Source organism: Gilliamella sp. B2828 (assembly GCF_026537125.1).
Classification (GTDB): Bacteria; Pseudomonadota; Gammaproteobacteria; order Enterobacterales; family Orbaceae; genus Gilliamella.
On the sequence record NZ_JAFNMU010000007.1, the window covers coordinates 44,638 to 60,375 of the forward strand.

Sequence of the window (15,738 nt, forward strand, 5' to 3'; positions counted from 1 at the left end):
GGCTTCTGTCACTGTTGAATGAAATAGATCCTTATTCAATAATAGGATAAATAACTAATTATTCAATAAATATTATAACGGAGCTTATCTTTACTAATCTAAACAATTTTCATAACCCGTTATCATGTCCGCAAATTCTTTACGAGCAAAATGATGAACTTATTTATTGAGCTTAATTATTCAATTGTGAGCTAAGACAGATTCTGTTATACTAACTTCCCGTCTGATTCCACATATATTGCAGTCATTTTATAGTTTAAAATCGATGCAATGTTATTCAATTAAATTAATAATGGTCTGGTATTAATGGTCACGAATTATATTTTTGTTACAGGCGGTGTCGTTTCTTCTTTAGGTAAAGGCATTGCCGCAGCGTCTCTTGCTGCAATTTTAGAAGCCCGCAATTTAAAAGTCACCATGCTAAAACTTGATCCCTACATTAATGTTGATCCAGGTACAATGAGTCCTATTCAACATGGTGAAGTTTTTGTGACTGAGGACGGCGCTGAAACAGATCTGGACTTAGGTCATTATGAGCGTTTTATACGTACCAAAATGACACGTAAAAATAACTTCACGACAGGACGTATTTATTCTGATGTATTGCGTAAAGAGCGTCGTGGAGACTATTTAGGAGCAACAATTCAAGTTATTCCTCATATTACTAATGAGATTAAATCACGTGTTATTGAAGGTGCAAAAGGTTTTGATGTCGCGATTGTTGAAATTGGTGGCACTGTTGGGGATATTGAATCACTACCATTTTTAGAAGCGATCCGTCAATTAGCCGTAGATGTAGGTCGTGAGCATACGCTATTTATGCATCTAACATTAGTGCCTTATTTAGCATCATCTGGTGAAGTTAAAACTAAACCAACTCAGCATTCAGTAAAAGAACTTCTTTCAATTGGTATTCAACCAGATGTTCTTATCTGTCGTTCAGATCGCATCATTCCTGCCAATGAAAGATCCAAGATTGCTCTATTTTGTAATGTTCCTGAACGTGCGGTTATTTCACTGAAAGACGTCGATTCAATATATAAAATTCCAGCATTATTAAAATCACAAAATTTAGATACTTTTGTTTGCAATCGCTTCCATCTTGAATGCAAAGATGCCGACCTTTCTGAGTGGGAGCAAGTAATTTATGAAGAAGCCAATCCAGTTGGTGAAGTTACAATTGGTATGGTGGGTAAATATATTGAGCTACCCGATGCTTATAAATCAGTGAATGAAGCATTAAAACATGGTGGATTAAAAAACCGTTTAACTGTACATATCCGTTATATTGATTCAGAAGATCTTGAATCACGAGGTACGGATATGTTAAAAGGATTAGATGCAATTCTCATTCCTGGTGGATTTGGTTATCGTGGCGTTGAAGGTAAAATCATGGCAGCTCGCTATGCCCGTGAAAATAAAATTCCATATTTGGGTATTTGTCTTGGCTTACAAGTTGCAATGATTGAATATGCCCGTAATGTCGCTGGGATTAAAGATGCCAATTCTACTGAGTTCGTTAAAGATTGTACTAATCCTATTATTGCTTTAATTACTGAATGGAGTGATGAGTCGGGTAATGTAGTACAACGTAATGAAAACAGTGATTTAGGTGGAACTATGCGTTTAGGTTCTCAGATTTGCCATTTAGAACCGAATTCATTAGTATATAGTATGTATAAAAATGAGTCGATTACGGAACGTCATCGTCATCGTTACGAAGTCAATAATAATTTATTACCAAAAGTGGTTGACGCTGGGTTAAAAGTAACAGGTCTTTCAACGGACAGAAAACTTGTTGAGATCATTGAAATCCCAGATCATCCATGGTTTGTTGCTTGTCAATTCCATCCGGAATTTACCTCGACACCACGAGATGGACACCCACTATTTGGGAGTTTTGTGAAAGCTGCTAAAACTTATCAGGAGCAGCAACAAAAATAGTTTTTGGATTAACATTAGTAATATATCTGTCATATAGAGGAAAATAACATGGCAAAAATCGTTAAAGTACATGGTCGTGAAGTAATCGACTCTCGTGGAAACCCAACTGTTGAAGCAGAAGTTCATTTAGAAGGTGGATTTGTTGGTCTAGCAATCGTTCCATCAGGTGCATCAACAGGTTCACGTGAGGCATTAGAACTTCGTGATGGTGATAAATCTCGCTTTTTAGGTAAAGGAGTATTAAAAGCTGTTGAAAATGTAAACGGTCCAATCGCTAAAGCTGTTGTTGGTAAGGATGCGTTAGATCAAGCAGCTGTCGACCAAATTATGCTTGATTTAGATGGAACTGACTTCAAATCTAACTTAGGTGCTAACTCAATTCTAGCTGTATCTTTAGCGACTGCTAAAGCTGCTGCTGCTGCTAAAGGTGTTCCACTTTTTCAACATATTGCAGATCTTAACGGTACACCAGGTCAATACTCTATGCCATTACCAATGATGAATATTATCAATGGTGGTGAACACGCTGATAACAACATCGACTTACAAGAATTTATGATTCAACCTGTTGGTGCTAAAACAGTTCGTGAAGCAATCCGTATGGGTTCTGAAGTATTCCATAACTTAGCAAAAGTATTACATGCTAAAGGTATGAATACCGCGGTTGGTGATGAAGGTGGTTTTGCGCCTAACTTAGGTTCAAATGCAGAAGCTTTAGCATGTATTAAAGAAGCTGTAGAAAAAGCAGGTTATGTATTAGGTAAAGACATTACTTTAGCGATGGACTGTGCTGCTTCTGAATTCTATAACAAAGAAACGGGTAAATATGTATTAAAAGGTGAAGGCAATAAAGAATTTACTGCGGAAGAATTTACTCACTATTTAGAAGGTTTAACTAATGAGTATCCAATCGTATCTATCGAAGATGGTTTGGATGAAAGCGATTGGGAAGGTTGGGCATACCAAACTAAAGCGCTTGGTAACAAAATCCAATTAGTTGGTGATGATCTATTTGTTACAAATACTAAAATCTTTAAACAAGGTATTGAAAAAGGCATTGCAAACTCAATATTAGTTAAAGTAAACCAAATCGGTACATTAACTGAATCTATCGCTGCGGTTAAAATGGCGAAAGATGCTGGTTATACAGCTGTTATTTCTCATCGTTCTGGTGAAACTGAAGATTCAACTATTGCTGATTTAGCTGTTGGTTTAGCTGCAGGTCAAATCAAAACTGGTTCTATGAGCCGTTCTGACCGTGTTGCTAAATATAACCAATTAATTCGTATTGAGGAAGCACTAGGTTCTAAAGCACCATTTAACGGTTTAAAAGAAGTGAAAGGACAATAATTATTTTTAATAAATTAATTATTTACTTTATAGAAAAACGGTGACCAGTTCACCGTTTTTTATTTTTTTATAATTAAGTGTTTTATTCGGATCAGTTGCACCAACTTAGGTTGTGTTGTAACCTTGTTGTCCGATTCTTATGAATTTTTATTAATATTTCATTATTGTTTATTAATTTATTCATCCTATAAATATTTAATAAAATAACTTATTGATTTAATTTTTCTGCTTATGAATAATATTACGAATATGTCCCAGCCTAAAAGTAAGTGGCAACTGTTTTTCTGGCTTTGTACAGGTAAACTTCCGCTTAATGAACTGTGGCTAAAATCGACTTATCGTTTCAAATTTTTTTTTAGAACTTTATTTTTAAGTCCGATCACATTCAAATTATTGGATAAATTAAGACAGTATCCATTACTGGGTTATTATTTTTCATGCCAAACCAATTTACCCTGTAAATTACAACGTCCTTATTTAGCTTCTTGTTTAAGTCAACAAGAGCGTTTTGAGGCATTAGCCTATCATTATGACTTTTTAGCTAAGTATCCTGATAGCATGACGAAAGCCTTTTATAATCCGAATCTCGCTTTTGTATTGGCTGATGTTAAGGTAAAAAACGATGCTAACATCAAAATTGCTATTCAAGCACGCAATAAGTTTGCTCGCGAAGGTGAAATTAGTCTGTATTTTTATGATAATGATGGCATTGATTTGGCTACGATAACTTTTACGGTAATGCAATATCAACAAAAAACAACACTTTTTATTGCTGGGCTACAAGGTACAGGCCATCATGATGCTCGCATTAGAGTACAACAAGCAACAAAACAGTGTTATGGACTGTTTCCTAAACGTGTTGTATTAGAAGCAGCCTTAGTGATTGCGCGTTATTTTAATCTTGAGCAAATAGTGGCTGTGGGTAACAAAACGCATATTTACAACAATTGGCGCTATAATAGCCGACAAGAACGCATTTTATCGGATTACGATGATTTTTGGTTAACTATTGATGGTAAGCAAGATAGTCATGGTTTATTTATATTACCAAATCAAATCTATCGAAAATCATTAGATGAAATCGCCAGTAAAAAACGATCAGAATATCGCAATCGTTATGCTCTATTGGATCAACTGGAAAACAGTATCACAGAGAATTTGGCTTTATTAAAATAAAAGTGAGCTTTATTTGTTATTAACAATATTGCTGTATTAAAGTATATAAAACTGTCGTTTGTAAACGGTGTTTGCAAGCGACACGCAAAATCGACTTTTCTTATATAGCTAGGCTAATTAAATTAAACCAATTGTCGATTTTATCGAAAGCTCAATATAATTAAGATAATAACTAAATCACATAGTCAGGGAATAAACAATGTATTTTGGTCTTTTGATCGCATTTATACCATTGTGCTTGGGTTATTTAATTACCTTTAAAGATCAACAATGGATAATCAAAATTAACAAAGTCCTTAGCTGGATGGTTTATTTTATTCTGTTTCTAATGGGATCGGAATTAGCTCATCTTGATAATCTCAAAGATAATTTACAAACCATCTTATTTTATGCTGGCGTCTTATTTGTTTGTACTTTTGGTAGTAATTTTATTTTTTTAATGTTATTTGACATCCTCCTACCTTGGCAAACCAGTCACACTAAACAAAATATTGGTTCACGCTTCAAAATGATTTTCGAATCTTTACAGGTGTGTATCGCTTTAATTCTAGGTTTTATTGCTGGTTTAATTCCTCTATTTATCTGGCAATTCAACGAAGATATCACTAAAATAGTATTGTGTTTTTTACTTTTATTAGTCGGGATTCAATTACGAAGTAATAATATTTCTTTAAAGCAAATCTTGCTCAGTAAAGTCGGGTTAGCTACAACAATAGTGGTAATAATAAGTACATTTTTAGGTGGTATTATCGCTGCATTAATATTTGGTCAACCCAGTCGCGTTGGATTAGCCATGTCATCAGGGTTTGGTTGGTATTCACTTTCTGGACTATTAATGACGCAAGCGCATGGTGCAATCATTGGTAGCGCTACTTTTTTGAACGACATCTTGCGCGAATTGTGCGCCATCATCTTAATTCCCAGCTTAATAAAACGTTATAAACTTACTGCACTTGGTTTATGTGGAGCCACCTCTATGGATTTTACCTTACCGATGCTACAAAAAGGTGCTGGTATAATGATTGTTCCTTCTGCAATTGTGCAAGGATTTTTATTAACCATAATTATGCCAATATTTATGACATTATTTAATTATGGCTACTTTTTTTAGTAACGAGTAATAAGTTGTGATCAAAGTTTGATTGAATGCTTTACTTTTGTTTGGTTATAAAACTTATGATCACGCGATTTAATAACGTATTACTCTGCTTTTATTCTTCTTTATTAAAATATTTAAGCCATTTATCCCGTCTCTAATTTAATATTTTTTGATCGTCGTCTTTCATTTAACCGTAAATCCTCATCATTTTTATATTTAGATCTCAGTCACAAATTTCATAAAAAATAATTTTCTCTAATTTTTTACTCTATATAATTGAACAAAAGATTAACAATCAATCATTTGTTCGGAGTGGTTATGGTAAGTATCATATTAGTGTCACACAGTAAAAAAATCACTGATGGTCTTAAAGAAATGATTGAAGACATGGTGGATTCTACGGGTGATGTGAGAATTTTTTCAGCAGGCGGAACGGAAGATGGTCGAATGGGAACCGATTCAATTGCAATTTATAACATCATTAAACAATGCTCAAATCATCGTAATATTTTAATCTTTGCCGATATTGGTAGTGCCATATTAAGTGCTGAAACGGCCATTGACCTTATAGAAAACGAATCACTAAAAAATAGAGTGATATTGGTTGATGCTCCTTTAGTCGAAGGTGCTTTTGTCGCATCAATTCAAGCTATGGTTGATAACGATGTTGAAGGGATTTTAGCTGAATTACAAAATATTTAATAAGTGAAAATTGAGATGAAATTTTTTCGAAGTTTTGTTGGTTATTGTATTGCAGGAATGATCGTCATGGCGGTTTGGTCTCAACTCGGAACTTACGGTATTTTTGGCGGATATTTGGCTGCAATTATTATTATTGGACCAATGTGGTATATGAATCATTACATCAATTTAACCGGTAATGAAGATGATGCGGCTTTTGTTGATATGGGATTAGCCATTTCAATTTGTGGCATCATGCGAGACACCTTTATCCAAGGAGGAGCTGCTTTTGCCACTTCTTTACCCACGATAGTATTCGTTATTTTTGGTGCAACTTTAGGTGGCATTACAGCCGCTTATATTGAAAAGGATATGGCAAAGAAAAAGGAATTTACCAATGAAAATCCAAGAGAGCCTGGTTTGAGGCGTTCTGATTTTGAAAAATTAAAGGAAACAAAAGAAAAGATTTTGCGTAGCAAACAAATTAAAGTTTTTCAAAAAAAGAAAAAACTGGATTAAGGAGTCAATAATTATGCCTATAAAACTTGCGATAGCTACTGTGATTGGTGCTTTTATTTTTCCATTCGTGATACGCATGGCATGGGGAAGGATGGTAGATAATTGGGGACCTATTGGTGGATGGATGGCAGCAGCCTTCATTGTAGGTACAGTTTGGTGTATTAATCATGGCATTACAACACCAATGATTACTCAAAGTGGTTCGGTATGGGTTGATCAAGGGTTAGCTGCTGGAATCGGTGTATGGGTGGCTTCAGCTTTAACGGGCGGCAGCAAACTTAAATCAGCTAAAAATGTAGTGGCAGCTGTGAGCGCTGGTATTGTTGGCGGATATATATTGTCACTTTTCCTTGTTTGATTAGTGATGCAGTAAATATTGGAAGGATGGTTAGAGGTAACACTATGAAAAGGTTAATTAATGATGGTTATGATGTTGTTGAAGAGATGTTAGAAGGCTATTGTCTGGCACACAGCAACTATGTTGAACTTAAACAAAATTGCGATCGAGTAGTGGTAAGTAAACATATGAGTTCTGAACCCCGAGTAAGAGTAATTATTGGTGGTGGTTCAGGACATGAACCAGCGTTTTTAGGATACGTTGGTAAAGATTTTGCAGATGCAGCTGCGGTTGGTAATGTAAATACGTCCCCTTCTCCTGAATATTGTTATGAAGCTGTCAAAGCCGTTGATTGTGGAAAGGGATGCCTTTTCGTGTATGGTAATTACGCCGGTGATGTAATGAATTTTGATATGGGCGCAGAATTAGCGGCTGAAGAGGGGATTCGCGTTGAAACTGTTATCGTGACGGACGATATCTATTCCTCACAAAATGTTGACGAACGGCGAGGGGTAGCTGGTGATGTGTTCGTTTTCAAAATTGCAGCCAGTGCTGCGGCTAAAGGGTATGAATTAGATAAAGTTAAGAAGCTTGCTGAAAAAGCCAACGCGAATACTTATTCTATGGGTGTTGCATTATCTTCTTGTACATTGCCCGTTACAGGTGAAGTAATTTTTGATATGCGTGACGGTGATATGGAAGTCGGAATGGGTATTCATGGTGAACCTGGCATTGAAAGAACTAAGCTTAAAAGTGCCGATATTGTAGTAAGTCAATTAATCGAACATCTTTTACAAGAATCAAAACTACAAACTGGTGATGAAGTTCAATTGCTGATTAATGGATTAGGCGGTTTGGCGTTAATGGATCAATATATCTGTTATCGAAAAGCTCATAAATTACTCGAACAAATAGGGATAAAGATTTATAAACCTCTTGTAGGTAATTATGTCACTTCTATGGATATGGTCGGGATGTCAATTTCAATTATTAAACTTGATGATGAGTTGAAAGAACTATTAAGCCATCCTTGCGATACACCTTATTTCAAGATTGCCTATTAATTATCTAGGAGAAAAAAATGAGTGCTTTGGAACTGACTAAATCCTACTTTATTGAGACCTTTAAAAAAATTGCTGATATGGCAGAACAAAATCGTGATCATTTAAGTCAATTAGACTCAGATATTGGTGATGGTGATCACGGTATCAATCTTACCATTGGCTTTCGTGAAGTTTCAAAGCAACTTGACATGTTATCGGATACAACGGCGGATATCGCAGAATTGATGAAAAAAATTGGCATGATTTTATTAAGTAAGGTTGGCGGAGCATCAGGACCATTATATGGAAGTTTTTTTATGAAAATGGCTAACCATACTGTTGGAAAACAAGCAGTAACATTTAAAGAATTTTGCCAAATGTATCAAGATGGCGTTGAAGCCGTACAAATGCGTGGGAAAGCCGAACTCAATGATAAAACTATGATCGATGCACTCATTCCAGGGCTTAATGTATTAAAAAGATATCAGGAAGAGGATGATCCGATTAAAACATTAGAGACTTGCATTAGTGAAATGAAAAAAGGCTCGGACAATACTATTGATCTAATTGCTAAAAAAGGTCGGTCAATGCGATTAGGTGAAAGGGCAATTGGTCATAGGGACGCAGGATCTGAATCAGCATGGATGATAATGAATGAATTTTTACAGCAATTAAAACTAGAGAAGTCATTCTAGAGAAGTAAATTAGTTATTATTTATTAATAATTAATTGGTTAGTGATGTGTTTATACGAGGAAATCAATATGGATAAGGTTTTTGTAAGCCCTAACAGATATGTACAAGGTAAAGATCTACTTACACGTGCTGATGCATATATCAAACCTTTTGGCACTAATTTTTTAATACTAGCAGATAAAAACATTTGGAATATTGCTGCTAATTTACTCGCCGATTCATTACAAAAAACCGGACTAAACATTACCAAAGCTGTTTTTAATGGCGAATGTTCAATGGTAGAAATTAATCGATTACTTGAAGAGTATAAATCTAAAAAGTTTGATGCAATTATTGGTGTCGGTGGGGGTAAAACCTTAGATACGGCTAAAGCGCTGGCAGCAAAATATAACATACCCAAAGTGTGTGTACCGACAACTGCATCAACCGATGCGCCTACTGCGAAAGTTTCTGTTGTGTATACTGAAGAGGGGGTTTTTGATTTCTTATGGCACCATTATAAAAATCCAGACTTAGTACTAGTTGATACAAGAGTTATTGCTCATGCTCCAGTAAGATCATTAAAATCGGGTATTGCTGATGGATTGGCAACTTGGGTTGAAGCGAGAACCTCTATACGCAGTTGCCATAAGACAGATGCCGGAGGGATTGCTACCATAGCAGGAGAAGCAATTGCAAGAGAATGTGAAAAAACAATTTTTGAATACGCATTGTTAGCTGTTGAAGCCAATGAACAAAAATTAGTAACACCAGCATTAGAAGCTGTAATAGAGGCCAACACTTTACTAAGTGGTTTGGGATTTGAAAATGGGGGATTAGGTGCTGCTCATGCTATTCATAATGGCTTTACTGCTGTACCAGGTGATGTACATCATTTAACCCATGGTGAAAAAGTAGCTTATGGAACCATTGCTCAACTTGTTTTAGAAGGTCGTCCAATTGATGAACTTGAGCGATATATGGATTTATATATCAAGCTTGGTTTACCCATTACGTTAGAAGAAGTGCATTTAGATAAAATTACCGAAGAAGAGTTTCAACTCATTGGGAAAAAAGCCATTGATCCGGTTGAAACTATTCATAGCCTACCTTTTAAAGTTACTGCTGATGATGTTATTCAAGCTATCAAAGCGACCGATTACCATGTTAAAAGTTATAAAAAACGTTTAGGCATTAAATAAAATTGCAATAACACTTTGTTCTTGAAAGGATAAAATTCGAGAATAAAGTGTTTTTTATATGACCTTTTCAAATGGTTCAAGGCAAATAAGTTTATTAAGTCTATGATAAGTTGAGCTATTTTTATCCTAATGTCATACTAATCATTTATTCATATTTAAAGAGACTAACACTTTTGCCTGAAAATTATTTGGTGATTTAAAGGATGAGTTATGAAAAAAATATACATAGGCACCAGTTGGAAAATGAATAAAACTCTTGCTGAAGCGTTATTATTTTGTGAGCAATTTAAGACTTTTTATCCGGAAAACTTAAAATCTCAAATCCAACCATTTGTGATTCCGCCATTCACTTGTGTTCGTGAAGTTTCTGATTATCTGCTAAATTATAATATTAATTGTTTAACCGGTACCCAAAATATGCATTTTCAAGATTCAGGTGCTTTTACTGGTGAAATATCACCTATCATGGTCAAAGATACCGGAGCAAAAATTGTCGAAATAGGGCATAGTGAACGTCGATCTAATTTTGGTGAAAATGATATAGCGATTAATAAAAAAGTGAAGGCTGCTTTAAAACATGGATTAACGCCTTTAGTTTGTATTGGTGACAGTGATGAAGAAAGGTCTTTAGGTGTGTCAACTGAAGCTGTTGTGAAACAGCTGAAAATTTCCTTATTTGAAATTGATAAACAGCACGCAACCCAAGTGATTATAGCTTATGAGCCAATATGGGCTATTGGTGAAAAGGGTATTGCAGCGACTCCAGAAGCGGCTCAATATATACATCAGCAACTGAGATCGGCTTTAATCCAACTTTATGGTCAACAGATAGCCCAACAAATGCTACTGTTATATGGAGGCAGTGTGAATCTAGAAAATTCAATACCGTTAATTGCTCAACCAGACATTGATGGTTTATTTATTGGCCGAGGTGCATGGCAAGCGAAAGATTTTTGTAATATATTATCAGCTATTAATCAGCAACATTAATGTTATGACAAAAGGCTAAAATAATGGATATATTTGAAGATAAGCAAGAAACAGAGTTACTTACCGAAATTGCTGTTGCTTACTATGAGTATGAACAGACGCAAGAAGAAATTGCTAAGCGATTTGGTATTTCTCGCATTAAAGTCGGTCGGTTACTGAAAAAAGCCAGATCTGAAGGAATTGTAGAAATTAATGTTAAATATCATCCAATATTTAGTTCAAGAATCGAACAACAATTTATTAATAGTTTTGGTATAAAACGTGCGCTCATCGCATTGGATCATCAAGATGAGGATGAACAACGTAGACAAGTAGCAGCACTTGTGACTAACTATTTATCAAGTGTTTTAAAAAAAGGCGTAACGGTGGCTGTTGGACAAGGTCGTAATGTTGCAGCCATTGCAAGTCATGTAGGCGTTTACCCTGAAAAAAGGTGTAAATTTATTTGCGGTATTGGCGGCACCCAAAGGGTTGGAGAACTTATTGATGCTGATCATATTAGCCGAAGCTTAGCCAGAAAATTTAATGCAACGAGCGAAACGCTTTATGCCCCTGCTTATGTTGAAAATCGTGAACTTAAAGAAGCTTTTATTCAAAATAGAGTTATCAAAGATACTTTAGAGCGAGCAGCTAAGGCTGATATTGCTTTAGTTGGTATTGGTGATATGAACGAAAATAGTTACATGGTGCAATTAGGTTGGTTTACTCCAAAAGAGATAACTCATGCAACTTTAAAACAGGGGGTGGTGGGTGATATTGCAGGTTATGGCTTTTTTGATATTAATGGTGAGCCCGTAGATACGGTCATGAATGATCGCGTCATTGGTCTTAGTATTGATGAATTGCGTAATATTCCGTGTGTTATTGCCATAGCTTCAGAAAATACAAAAGCAACAGCGATTTTAGGCGCGCTTCGTTCAGGGGTAATTGACATTATTGCAACGAGTGCATCAAATGCTCGAACGGTACTCAATTTACAACAAAATCAGATTAAATAATCGATTGTAAAAAAGTTTGAGGTTAACTCTATGTTTGAGTATAAAAATAACGTAATTATCCAAATCATGTAATAATGATACCGGTTACATAAGCGATTAATATTAGCTCTATTAATCCAAAGCAATCCGTTAATAGCGTTTTGTGTTTCCATTACAATATGTAATGAGCAACTCTCCATTTTTTAAATTTGATTTGGGTGCTTATTTTTATAGGTGGTTAAATAAATTATGGCTCTAGTACACGGATAAATGCACTAGAGCATGTTGTTTTAACGCCAAACTGATAATTTTAAATCTAACTTATTTAAATTTATTATGTCTAACTTAATTCATATCAGATAATTATAATAGACGTTTGATCACTCTATCCACGCGGATACGGCTCAATCTTTTTATTAATTTATGGACTTGCTTTGGATAAAATTGGCTAGCTTGGATCTGTTGAAAGTGTGTAATTAATGTCGTTTTTTGGCGTATTGTATCAAGTTCATTGGTGATTTGTTCTTGTAATTCTTGTTTAGGATCGTGCACCAATATTCCATTTTCAAGGTCTAAACGCCAAGCTCTTGGGTTAAGATTGTTTCCAGTAATTAACATCCATTCATTGTCAACCCAAACACCTTTTAAATGATAAGTTTGATCATTATCTTTCCATAATCTAATAATTAACTGTTCTTTATCAACATAAGACTGCAAACGTTCGATAAAGTTTCTTAAATTGATTTCATACAAATAAGGTAAGCCGCCGGAAATATTAAATGGCTTATCTTCAGGGATGTAAAAGTCATTCGCTTCTTTATCACCAATAATAATTTCAACTTGTTTACCCTTTCTAAGCAAACGAATAATGTCACGAACTAAAATATTCGGCAGATTAAAATATGGCGTGCACAAAATAATCTTATGTTGTGCAGAATTAATTAAATGATGAATAATTTTATTTAATGCATTATTGCGACCAAGACCAGCAATGGGTGATACGGATAACTCATGATTATTTGCATTATTGGTATATTGATAATTTGTTTCCGAAAGATGTTGACGTAACACTTTGATTTCAGATTTAATTTGCTTACGTGATTTATGTTCTGCATCATCTAAACGTTGTAACGCATCAAAATGTAAAAAGTTATTATCAATATAATCAATCATACTTAGTGCAAGTAATTTATTGGTAATAAAATGATATCTGTCATAACGATAATTATTGAGTTTATGCAGATAAACGTTATTCAGACTAGCGCCACTATATATGACCGTATCATCGATAATAAATCCTTTGAGATGTAAGACTCCAAGCACTTCACGGCGATTAATTGGCACTCCATATACAGGAACATCAACATCAGGATGCTGTAATTTCATTTTATGATAAAAAACCGCATTGGTGTGCGTTTTATCTTCTCCAATTCGACCGCGCTGTGCGCGATGCCAATCTACAAAGATTTTAATATCTAAGTTAGGATTCATTATTTTTGCTTGGTAAAGCGCATTAAGTATTTCTTGCCCCGCTTCATCTTGTTCTAAATAGAGTGCAACGATATAAATTCGAAATTTGGCATTTTTGATTTTTTTAAGTATAGCTTGTCTGTATGCTTTAGGATCATACAAAATACGATATTGATCAGCATGTTGCCGGATTTTAGCTAATTCATTAAGATGCTTTTGATGGTTATATTTAATAAAAGGTATTCTCATGATTCATATATTATTGTAACTGGTTCAAATTGTAGAATAACACACTTTAAGCCAGAAAATAACACTCCTTATGTCATAGGCCTGAGTCAATATTGTTTATCTGATTTTTCTTGTTCAAGTTAGCTAGTCAGTATCATTTTCTTATGATTGTTCATTAATCCATGTTTGAATGATCTTATACGTCAATGCCAATACTACAGGACCAATAAATAATCCCATCATACCAAAACTGAGTAGTCCACCAATTACCCCAAATAAAATCAATAAAAAAGGTAAATCAGCGCCTTTTTTTATTAAATATGCACGCATTACACTATCAAGAGTGGTTAAAATGATTGCTATAACAATCAATATAATACCTGAGAGAGTATGACCATTCCAAAATTGCCAAATAATACAACCGAGCATCACAATGACAGGTCCGATCTGCGCAACACAACAGATAAATAAAATCAGGGTTAAAACTCCAGCTAATGGCATATTAGTAATAATAAAACTGATCCCACCAATTAAGGCTAGAGTAATTGCCGTTACTACCACACCAAGGGCGACTGCACGAATTGATTGTCCTGCTAACGTGACGGTAATTGCGCCATATTGTTTAGATAAACGATTAGCAAATAAATAAACGTATTTGGTAATACTTTCACCTTTGAGATAAAGTAATAAACTGAAAATGATCATGACACCCGCATGGAAGATGAATATACTGATGTTGGTTGCTTGTGATAACAACCATCCTATTAATGTTCCAATATAAGGTTGAATACTTGAAACCAGATCTGAACCATCTGTTTTGATTACATTTAGCCAACTTTGATGCAATTCTGGTCCGAAAGCTGGAATGCTTTCTATCCAGTCAAATGTTGGTAATTCATGATGTGATAAAGATTTGGCCCATTCAATTAAATGATGACCATTTTGGGCGACGCTACTAATAATTAAAATAAATGGAATAATGCAGACAAGAGCTAAAATTAATGCCATTATTGTTAGCGATAACCAGCGTTTATTAAACATTTTATTCTGTATTTTTATCATTAATGGCCAGGTAGCAATAACCACCATTACGGCCCAAAAGAAACCGAATAAGAAAGCTTCAATAACACGATAGGTTATAATGATTAGTAAACCAATCAGTAATAAGTTTAAAATTAACTTTAATAAATCATATGTATTTTTTTCTGCTGGCATTTGTGCACCATTTTTATTAATCTAAATGGTGTTATTATACCCACTATCATTAAAAAATCATATGATAGTGTAAATGATAAATCTTTGATGGAGATATAAAAATGAAAAAATTATTGTTATTGATGTTAATGAGTATAGTATTACCTGCATGTTCAACAACACCAAAACTAAATAATCCAGTTCAAAATGCCAATGACACCGCACCTTATCCGGTTGCTATGGCTGGTTATACTCGCTATGCAATTCACCTTCCTTCGTTGGCTAATGAAAATAAAGCAAGAGTGGAAGTTTTAATTGGTAAAGAGATGAATACCGATTGTAATGCACACAGATTAGGTGGAATGATTAAGCAGGAAGAATTAAAAGGATGGGGATACAACTACTACGTTGTTGATAAGGTTAATGATGGGATTTCAACGCTTATGGCTTGTCCTGAAGGCACGAATAAAAATCAATTTGTTACTATGAATCATAATTTGGGATTATTGGATTACAATAGTCGTTTACCAATTGTATTTTATGTACCAAGTGATTTAACAGTTAAATATCGTGTTTGGCAACCAGGCTCTAAATTACTTCAAGCGAGTGCCGAATAAAAGAAGTTAATTAACCGTTAATTTTCGGTGAAACAAGGATTGTTTGATTAAAATATAATCACTCAATCCTGAAACTCAAGATATTTGATTTTTTAAGTAGACATCTCAAAAAAAAAAGGTATTTTATCCCTCGTAATGCAAGGTATGTTCTACATGTTCATTAGCTTTATTAATGACTTGTAATGACCTGATTATCTCGGTTTCGCCATATAATTTAACAAGGATAATGGCAAAATT

15 protein-coding genes are annotated in these 15,738 nt (G+C 34.6%); 13 read left to right on the forward strand and 2 right to left on the reverse strand.

What is annotated here, in order from left to right:
* Positions 1-306: 306 nt before the first annotated feature.
* The 12 genes from pyrG (at position 307) to J3U19_RS07480 (ending at position 12,013) form a co-directional block, all read left to right on the forward strand.
* On the forward strand, positions 307-1,944 hold the full coding sequence (gene pyrG, locus J3U19_RS07425; RefSeq protein WP_267341362.1) for a glutamine hydrolyzing CTP synthase: 1,638 nt from the start codon (positions 307-309) through the stop codon (positions 1,942-1,944).
* 48 nt (positions 1,945-1,992) lie between these two features.
* Positions 1,993-3,294, forward strand: coding sequence for a phosphopyruvate hydratase (gene eno, locus J3U19_RS07430; protein ID WP_267341360.1), 1,302 nt, complete (start codon positions 1,993-1,995; stop codon positions 3,292-3,294).
* 231 nt (positions 3,295-3,525) lie between these two features.
* Positions 3,526-4,470 carry a VirK/YbjX family protein gene (locus tag J3U19_RS07435; RefSeq protein WP_267345903.1) on the forward strand — a complete coding sequence of 315 codons (945 nt, stop codon included), beginning with the start codon at positions 3,526-3,528 and terminating at the stop codon, positions 4,468-4,470.
* Between the two features lie 199 nt (positions 4,471-4,669).
* On the forward strand, positions 4,670-5,581 hold the full coding sequence (locus tag J3U19_RS07440) for a lysine exporter LysO family protein (RefSeq protein ID WP_267341358.1): 912 nt from the start codon (positions 4,670-4,672) through the stop codon (positions 5,579-5,581).
* Positions 5,582-5,887: 306 nt separating this feature from the next.
* Positions 5,888-6,271 (forward strand): dihydroxyacetone kinase phosphoryl donor subunit DhaM, encoded by a 384-nt coding sequence (gene dhaM, locus J3U19_RS07445; protein ID WP_267341357.1) that lies wholly within the window; start codon positions 5,888-5,890, stop codon positions 6,269-6,271.
* Between the two features lie 15 nt (positions 6,272-6,286).
* Complete coding sequence (locus J3U19_RS07450; protein WP_267341356.1) at positions 6,287-6,769, forward strand: Lin0368 family putative glycerol transporter subunit; 483 nt, start codon at positions 6,287-6,289, stop codon at positions 6,767-6,769.
* A gap of 13 nt (positions 6,770-6,782) precedes the next feature.
* Entirely contained in the window at positions 6,783-7,127 is a 345-nt protein-coding gene (locus tag J3U19_RS07455) for a Lin0368 family putative glycerol transporter subunit (RefSeq protein ID WP_267341355.1), read from the forward strand.
* Positions 7,128-7,171: 44 nt separating this feature from the next.
* Positions 7,172-8,170, forward strand: a complete 999-nt coding sequence (locus tag J3U19_RS07460; protein ID WP_267341353.1) for a dihydroxyacetone kinase subunit DhaK — start codon at positions 7,172-7,174, stop codon at positions 8,168-8,170.
* Positions 8,171-8,187: 17 nt separating this feature from the next.
* The gene (dhaL, locus tag J3U19_RS07465) at positions 8,188-8,844 is read left to right on the forward strand and encodes a dihydroxyacetone kinase subunit DhaL (protein ID WP_267341352.1); all 657 of its coding nucleotides are present in this window, start codon (positions 8,188-8,190) and stop codon (positions 8,842-8,844) included.
* 68 nt (positions 8,845-8,912) lie between these two features.
* A complete protein-coding gene (locus J3U19_RS07470; RefSeq protein WP_267345904.1) occupies positions 8,913-10,025 on the forward strand; it encodes a glycerol dehydrogenase in 1,113 nt (370 codons plus the stop codon).
* Between the two features lie 210 nt (positions 10,026-10,235).
* Positions 10,236-11,015, forward strand: a complete 780-nt coding sequence (locus tag J3U19_RS07475; RefSeq protein WP_267341350.1) for a triose-phosphate isomerase — start codon at positions 10,236-10,238, stop codon at positions 11,013-11,015.
* Positions 11,016-11,038: 23 nt separating this feature from the next.
* On the forward strand, positions 11,039-12,013 hold the full coding sequence (locus tag J3U19_RS07480) for a sugar-binding transcriptional regulator (protein ID WP_267341348.1): 975 nt from the start codon (positions 11,039-11,041) through the stop codon (positions 12,011-12,013).
* A 342-nt stretch (positions 12,014-12,355) separates the two neighbouring features.
* On the opposite strand, the gene pssA is transcribed toward J3U19_RS07480, so the two are convergent.
* Positions 12,356-13,711: a CDP-diacylglycerol--serine O-phosphatidyltransferase gene (gene pssA, locus J3U19_RS07485; RefSeq protein WP_267341346.1), complete on the reverse strand. Its 1,356-nt coding sequence runs from the start codon at positions 13,709-13,711 to the stop codon at positions 12,356-12,358.
* Positions 13,712-13,852: 141 nt separating this feature from the next.
* The gene (gene ydiK, locus J3U19_RS07490; protein ID WP_267341344.1) at positions 13,853-14,905 is read right to left on the reverse strand and encodes an AI-2E family transporter YdiK; all 1,053 of its coding nucleotides are present in this window, start codon (positions 14,903-14,905) and stop codon (positions 13,853-13,855) included.
* Positions 14,906-15,006: 101 nt separating this feature from the next.
* Here ydiK and eco point away from each other — a divergent pair, with 101 nt between their 5' ends.
* Positions 15,007-15,501: a serine protease inhibitor ecotin gene (eco, locus tag J3U19_RS07495; RefSeq protein ID WP_267341342.1), complete on the forward strand. Its 495-nt coding sequence runs from the start codon at positions 15,007-15,009 to the stop codon at positions 15,499-15,501.
* Positions 15,502-15,738: the final 237 nt, after the last annotated feature.

What these genes read in the sequence shown, in the direction of transcription:
- pyrG (WP_267341362.1), top strand. Translation starts at nt 307, where the DNA reads ATGGTCACGAATTATATTTTTGTTACAGGCGGTGTCGTTTCTTCTTTA.
- eno (WP_267341360.1), top strand. Translation starts at nt 1,993, where the DNA reads ATGGCAAAAATCGTTAAAGTACATGGTCGTGAAGTAATCGACTCTCGT.
- J3U19_RS07435 (WP_267345903.1), top strand. Translation starts at nt 3,526, where the DNA reads ATGAATAATATTACGAATATGTCCCAGCCTAAAAGTAAGTGGCAACTG.
- J3U19_RS07440 (WP_267341358.1), top strand. Translation starts at nt 4,670, where the DNA reads ATGTATTTTGGTCTTTTGATCGCATTTATACCATTGTGCTTGGGTTAT.
- dhaM (WP_267341357.1), top strand. Translation starts at nt 5,888, where the DNA reads ATGGTAAGTATCATATTAGTGTCACACAGTAAAAAAATCACTGATGGT.
- J3U19_RS07450 (WP_267341356.1), top strand. Translation starts at nt 6,287, where the DNA reads ATGAAATTTTTTCGAAGTTTTGTTGGTTATTGTATTGCAGGAATGATC.
- J3U19_RS07455 (WP_267341355.1), top strand. Translation starts at nt 6,783, where the DNA reads ATGCCTATAAAACTTGCGATAGCTACTGTGATTGGTGCTTTTATTTTT.
- J3U19_RS07460 (WP_267341353.1), top strand. Translation starts at nt 7,172, where the DNA reads ATGAAAAGGTTAATTAATGATGGTTATGATGTTGTTGAAGAGATGTTA.
- dhaL (WP_267341352.1), top strand. Translation starts at nt 8,188, where the DNA reads ATGAGTGCTTTGGAACTGACTAAATCCTACTTTATTGAGACCTTTAAA.
- J3U19_RS07470 (WP_267345904.1), top strand. Translation starts at nt 8,913, where the DNA reads ATGGATAAGGTTTTTGTAAGCCCTAACAGATATGTACAAGGTAAAGAT.
- J3U19_RS07475 (WP_267341350.1), top strand. Translation starts at nt 10,236, where the DNA reads ATGAAAAAAATATACATAGGCACCAGTTGGAAAATGAATAAAACTCTT.
- J3U19_RS07480 (WP_267341348.1), top strand. Translation starts at nt 11,039, where the DNA reads ATGGATATATTTGAAGATAAGCAAGAAACAGAGTTACTTACCGAAATT.
- pssA (WP_267341346.1), bottom strand. Translation starts at nt 13,711, where the DNA reads ATGAGAATACCTTTTATTAAATATAACCATCAAAAGCATCTTAATGAA.
- ydiK (WP_267341344.1), bottom strand. Translation starts at nt 14,905, where the DNA reads ATGCCAGCAGAAAAAAATACATATGATTTATTAAAGTTAATTTTAAAC.
- eco (WP_267341342.1), top strand. Translation starts at nt 15,007, where the DNA reads ATGAAAAAATTATTGTTATTGATGTTAATGAGTATAGTATTACCTGCA.